Annotated in this window: 6 protein-coding genes and 1 pseudogene; 3 read left to right on the top strand and 4 right to left on the bottom strand. The window is 64.3% G+C overall.

The genetic code is table 11. The features are described 5' to 3' along the window. Window positions 1-722: 722 nt before the first annotated feature. The 4 genes from AC1D34_RS36320 to AC1D34_RS36305 form a co-directional block, all read right to left on the bottom strand. Window positions 723-995: a hypothetical protein gene (locus AC1D34_RS36320; RefSeq protein ID WP_476826880.1), complete on the bottom strand. Its 273-nt coding sequence runs from the start codon at window positions 993-995 to the stop codon at window positions 723-725. Beyond that, the gene (locus AC1D34_RS36315) at window positions 992-2,062 is read right to left on the bottom strand and encodes a hypothetical protein (RefSeq protein ID WP_476826879.1); all 1,071 of its coding nucleotides are present in this window, start codon (window positions 2,060-2,062) and stop codon (window positions 992-994) included. The genes AC1D34_RS36320 and AC1D34_RS36315 overlap by 4 nt, the downstream gene beginning before the upstream one ends. Continuing rightward, a complete protein-coding gene (locus tag AC1D34_RS36310) occupies window positions 2,062-2,283 on the bottom strand; it encodes a hypothetical protein (RefSeq protein ID WP_476826878.1) in 222 nt (73 codons plus the stop codon). The genes AC1D34_RS36315 and AC1D34_RS36310 overlap by 1 nt, the downstream gene beginning before the upstream one ends. 79 nt (window positions 2,284-2,362) lie before the next feature. Continuing rightward, complete coding sequence (locus AC1D34_RS36305) at window positions 2,363-3,040, bottom strand: hypothetical protein (RefSeq protein WP_476826877.1); 678 nt, start codon at window positions 3,038-3,040, stop codon at window positions 2,363-2,365. A 203-nt stretch (window positions 3,041-3,243) separates the two neighbouring features. On the opposite strand from AC1D34_RS36305, the pseudogene AC1D34_RS36300 reads away from it, so the two are divergent. From AC1D34_RS36300 to AC1D34_RS36290, 3 genes and pseudogenes are all read left to right on the top strand, one after another. Beyond that, window positions 3,244-3,453: pseudogene (locus AC1D34_RS36300) on the top strand (helix-turn-helix domain-containing protein); the annotation flags it as partial. 130 nt (window positions 3,454-3,583) lie between these two features. After that, window positions 3,584-3,862 carry a hypothetical protein gene (locus AC1D34_RS36295; protein WP_476826876.1) on the top strand — a complete coding sequence of 93 codons (279 nt, stop codon included), beginning with the start codon at window positions 3,584-3,586 and terminating at the stop codon, window positions 3,860-3,862. A gap of 557 nt (window positions 3,863-4,419) precedes the next feature. Next, on the top strand, window positions 4,420-4,614 hold the full coding sequence (locus AC1D34_RS36290) for a hypothetical protein (protein WP_476826875.1): 195 nt from the start codon (window positions 4,420-4,422) through the stop codon (window positions 4,612-4,614). Window positions 4,615-4,633 lie beyond the last annotated feature (19 nt).

The following is a 4,633-nucleotide window of genomic DNA, read 5'->3' as shown; positions in this document are numbered from 1 at the left end:
CATGAGTATCGTCAGCACTGTGTTGATGATCATCATTAAGCCCTGACACGGCGACCTCCTCGTCTGAGAGGCGAGATCATCCAGACTTGGATCCAGCCGCGGAAGGTGGCGCGCTCGCACCAGGTACGATCGTTGGAGGGGCGGTCTCCCGCTCTCCAACAATGCCGCCCCCCTCCAGCCACTGGTGCAGGGTCCACCCGGTCAGATGTATCGACCGGCAGGTTCAGGTTCGTAAAGACGGACGGCCGTCCGTCGTCATAGGCAATCGTAACGGCGCCATCCGGGCCGCTCGTCGTCACCGATGAAATCATGTCACAGCTCCGCCGCAAGAAGGGCCGTATAGCCGGCATAGATCGACTCCGGCGCTGCGGGCGAAGCGGCGGCTCTAGAGACTTTGACAGCAGCGACGCGCAACCAAGTTTTCGACGCCGCCGCAGGACACATGTCGATGCCCAATCCGCTGACGAAAGCTCTTCGCGATATCTGGAAGCTGCTCTCTTCAGCGCTTCAATATTTCCGCTCGCCCAGGCCGCGTCATGCCAAGTGGTATGAGTACAATCCCCCGCTCTTCAAAGAGGTCAGGGACGCCAACGGCAATGTCATGCGCCCCCTTCAAGACGGAACGCCGGCATTGGAACGGGAATTGGTAATACCGAGAGATAGTCGAGGCCGATGAAGAAGCGGATGAGCGCGCGGCAGACCGCTGGTAGACTAGACAACCACTAGACGGCCCTCAGCGCCTGCGGAGACAACTGAAGAACCGCCCGTACATCCGGGTTCGAGTTGAGGAATGCCACCAGCTTGTCGACGGGGTCAGCCTGCGGCGGCGGGGGCGGCGGCACGTAGGCAGACGGCTCGCCCCACGCGAGCATTGCGACCCACTCTTCCGGCGTATCAACCGCTGAAATCAAAACGGCTGCGGCCTCCTCAGTCATGAGAATAGCCGCGGAGTTGCCGTCATTGGCGTACGCCGCTGAAATGATCGTGTAYGTCATCCCTTGATCTCCTCGATCACAAGCGTCGCGCGCTGAGCCCCGCCGAGAAAACCCTGGACCGGCTGCCCGTTGAGAGCGATATTACCGGAGTTCGCTCCTACCCGGATAGTAATGGTCTGCGAGGAGGTGGAACCGGGCGTGAACTCGTACTCGAGGGTCACACCATATCCATTAGACGCGGAAGCTCCGGTCACGGTGTCGGCCGTTACCGCGTTCGCGGCGCCGTTTGCGAACATCGCGGTGGTCATCCAAGGCCCCGCCGTCGCTGGAGAAAGCGTCCCGCGGAATCTGGCCCGGAGCTTGTTAGTTGTTGAGGTCGGGGTGATCACAACGGACAGGATCTGCGTTCCCTCACCAACCTGCGGTATCGTGTCGTCAATTGGGATAGTGGCGGTTAGGGCCGCATTGGTCGTATATTCGGCATACACGGAGTTCACGACCGATCCCGTCGCGGCGACTGCGGATGACGAAAGCTGACCGCCCGAGAGCGTCAGGCCGGCGCCGATAGAGATTTCCTCCGTGTCCCCGCTCCCCGCCGTCGTGCGCCCGAGCAGGCGCGACGTGGCGATATTCTGCATCTTGGCGAAGGTGACGGCGCCGTTGACGATGTCGGCGGTTTGAACGCCCGTTGACGCGATGGAGCTCAACCGTGGGCTCATCGGCTGGTAGAAGAGGCTCCCATCCCCGTACGTCACCAGCGATGTCGCCCCGCCGCCGCCGATCGTGCGCTTGGCGAAAGTGTTTGTGCCGGTCTGCTCAACAGCGCCTGGCGACGTATCAAGTGTCGCAAGCGAGTCGATCTTTGTTGGCCGGTTCTGGATATTGGCCCAGTCGGTCGAGCCGGTCGGAAGATCGGCAAGGAGCGTGCGGACGAACGCGCCTGTCGTCTGGTTCTGGAGCACGAGAGCATAGGTGCCCAGCGCCGGGGCCGCTTCCTCGCCAACCGGGCGATAGTCCGCCGTGAACAGGTACGTGCCGGCGGTCTTCGTGACGGCGATGGGCGCCGTTGCCTGCACCTGGGCAGGGAAACGGGGGAGGATGCGCAAGCGCATGGCGGGGCGTGGCATTAGCGAAAACCTCCCTCGAGCACGGGTAATTCAGCGATGACGGGCTCAGCGACGAAGCCCGTGACGCTATCGGTGAAGCGGATATTGACGGTGTAGGAGCCGGCGCAGAGGCAGCGCATCGCGGCGGCCGGGAATGAGAATTCAAAGCCATTGCCGGTCAGGGCGAGTTTGCCGTCAGCGGTTGAGCCGAACAGGCGCCGGCAGCCGTTTTGATCGACCACCTCCATTTCGATCAGGTAGGTCGCGAGCGGCCATGCCRTGCCGGTGTCGTCGTCGGTGACTGAGATGGCTTGCGCCCAGTCAGCGGCGTTGGGCGCGGGTTCGAAGGTGCGTGCCGCCCGCCAGGCGGTTCGCCGCCGAGTTGCCCATCGTGTCGAGGCCGAAGGGCGCGCGCCCGCGCCAGTCAGGCAGGCCGAGCGTCTTGCCCGCGGCATAGTCGACGGCGCCGCTCACACCGCGCCCGCCAGCGACCGGGCACACGGTGTTGTCCAGCCGGCTCCACAACCAGATGAAGAGGGCTTCCGTGTCTGCGTTCGCGCGCTCCGTCGCCCCTGACGCCGCATTGCCGATGGTCAGCGCGTTGAGCCGGACGAAGCCCGAAATCTGCCCCGGCTCGAACGACCATTTCGGGTCGCCGGTCTTGAAGCGTTCGCTATCGGGCACCGTGCCACCGCCCCCGGAGGAGGCCGGCGCCGGGTTGGCGATGCCGTCGTCGTTCCAGAGCAGCACGCCGGCTGCGGAGCGCACCTCCTCCTTGTAGCTCCCGTATGGCAGATAGACCCGCGGCCAGCGGCCGTAGGCATCCGAGGGGATGAAATCGGGATAGGCCGGCAGTGGCACCGAGAGCGCATCATCGGCATAGGCGATGAGAGGCGTCGTCGTGCCCGCGAGGAAGAAGCGCAACTGCGCGCCGGCCACCGCATTGCCGTTGAGATCGAGCACCGTCTGTCGCGACAGGGGCCAGGAAAAGGCTGCCATGTGGCATGTCTCCAAAGGAAAAGGCCGCCCCGGTGTGGAGCGGCCTGCGTGTTGGTTGCGAGACGATCGCTCGGGATGAGGACCTGGTGTTCACGTGGCTGTCGTTGGCGGCCGGCCAGATCAACGAGGCCGGTTTGGCTGATTGGCTCCGCCCTCGGTTGGTCTACGAGACGACAGAGACCTCAGTCACCAGCGCCCCGTGAGCCCCCGACCCGATCGAAACGATCAAGCAATGGATGGCGATGAGGGGCCTGAGCCAGAAGGATCTGGCCGAGCTCGTCGGGTCTCGGTCCCGGGCCTCGGAAATTCTCAATCGCAAGCGCGCATTGACCCTGGACATGGTCTTCACATTGAACCGGGAATGGCACATTCCGGCCGAGGCCCTGGTCGCCCCCTATCACCTTGCGGCCTGAGCAGCCCTGCTCGCCTGGCTCGCTGACTGCTCCAACACTCGTATGGTCAGCACACCATGCATGAACAGCCGCATTCCCGGCCAAGAAATGCCGTGGACGGACGACGCTCGATCCGGCAGTTTGCCGCGCGATGACAGAGATCATTCCACCAAGGATTCGTGAGCATGCCCGGCGCGAAAAGCGGCTGGAGCCGATAACGCCTGCGCGGCGGGTGTTATGCGGCGTGGTCGGCGGCGCGCTGCTGATCGCGGCCGTCTACATGCTCGGTCTTGCCGTGATAGGCGCGCGCCTCGGCTGGCTWTTCTTCCTGGGTGGGGTGTGGAGCGGCTTTGGCGCTGCCGTGCTTCTCGGCTCAGCGCTGTTTCCGCGCTTCACGCTTGCCCGGAAGCCGGTCGATCCCGGCTGGTAGGCGAGAGCGCATCATCCGCGTATCCGGGCCGGCAACGAGCGCAGCGAGCGTGATGGTGCTCCCGCCGCCGCAAGGGCCAGCGTCTCCGCCTGGCTGAACCAGCCTGTGATTTGGCTACACGTGCCGTGGACACGCGCATGCCCCTGCGGCAGGATCGGGAAAGCTGGGGGGCCGAAATGGTTGCTGACATCATCGCCGGACGGAGCGCGCTCGCCCGCGCGTTCGCGACAATGCGCTTCGTCATGACGAGCGCGGAACATCCCGGCATGCCGGGTTCCCGCCGATGAACCGGAGCCCACAGCCTTCGACCATCGGCAGGACTTCGCCCGCGATGACGCCTTCCAGGCCGCAGCCTCGACCCAGGCGGTCATGGGCGCGGCTTGGTTTTGCGCTGGCCATTCTCCTTGGAATCATTTCGCTGGGCGGCACCGCAGCGTTCGGCGCCATGTTGGCGCTCGGCACGCTGGACGATGTCGGGGTGGAGTGAGATGCGCAACTGGCTTCGGGCCTTCCGGTGCTCCGCAAAGCCCAACCTGAACTGAGATGGCCTCCTGCCGATGAAACGCTCCGCCCTTCGCCGTCTGATCAGCCTCGTCCTCTGCCTTGCCGTGATCGGGGGCGGGATCTGGCTGTTCAGTCCGGTCTTCTCGGGAACCTGGCCGCATAAATGGGTCATGCTTGCTGCGGCCGGCCTGATCGGACTGGGAACCGCCTGGCTCTGGAGCGACTATGCCGAACAGAGAGAGGGCTAGATGTCGAAGCTATGAAGGT

The sequence above is a fragment of the Allobosea sp. P1_A7 genome, assembly GCF_056406775.1.
The sequence above is the reverse complement of the archived record's forward strand: the minus strand, read 5'-3'. Positions and strand labels throughout refer to the sequence as shown.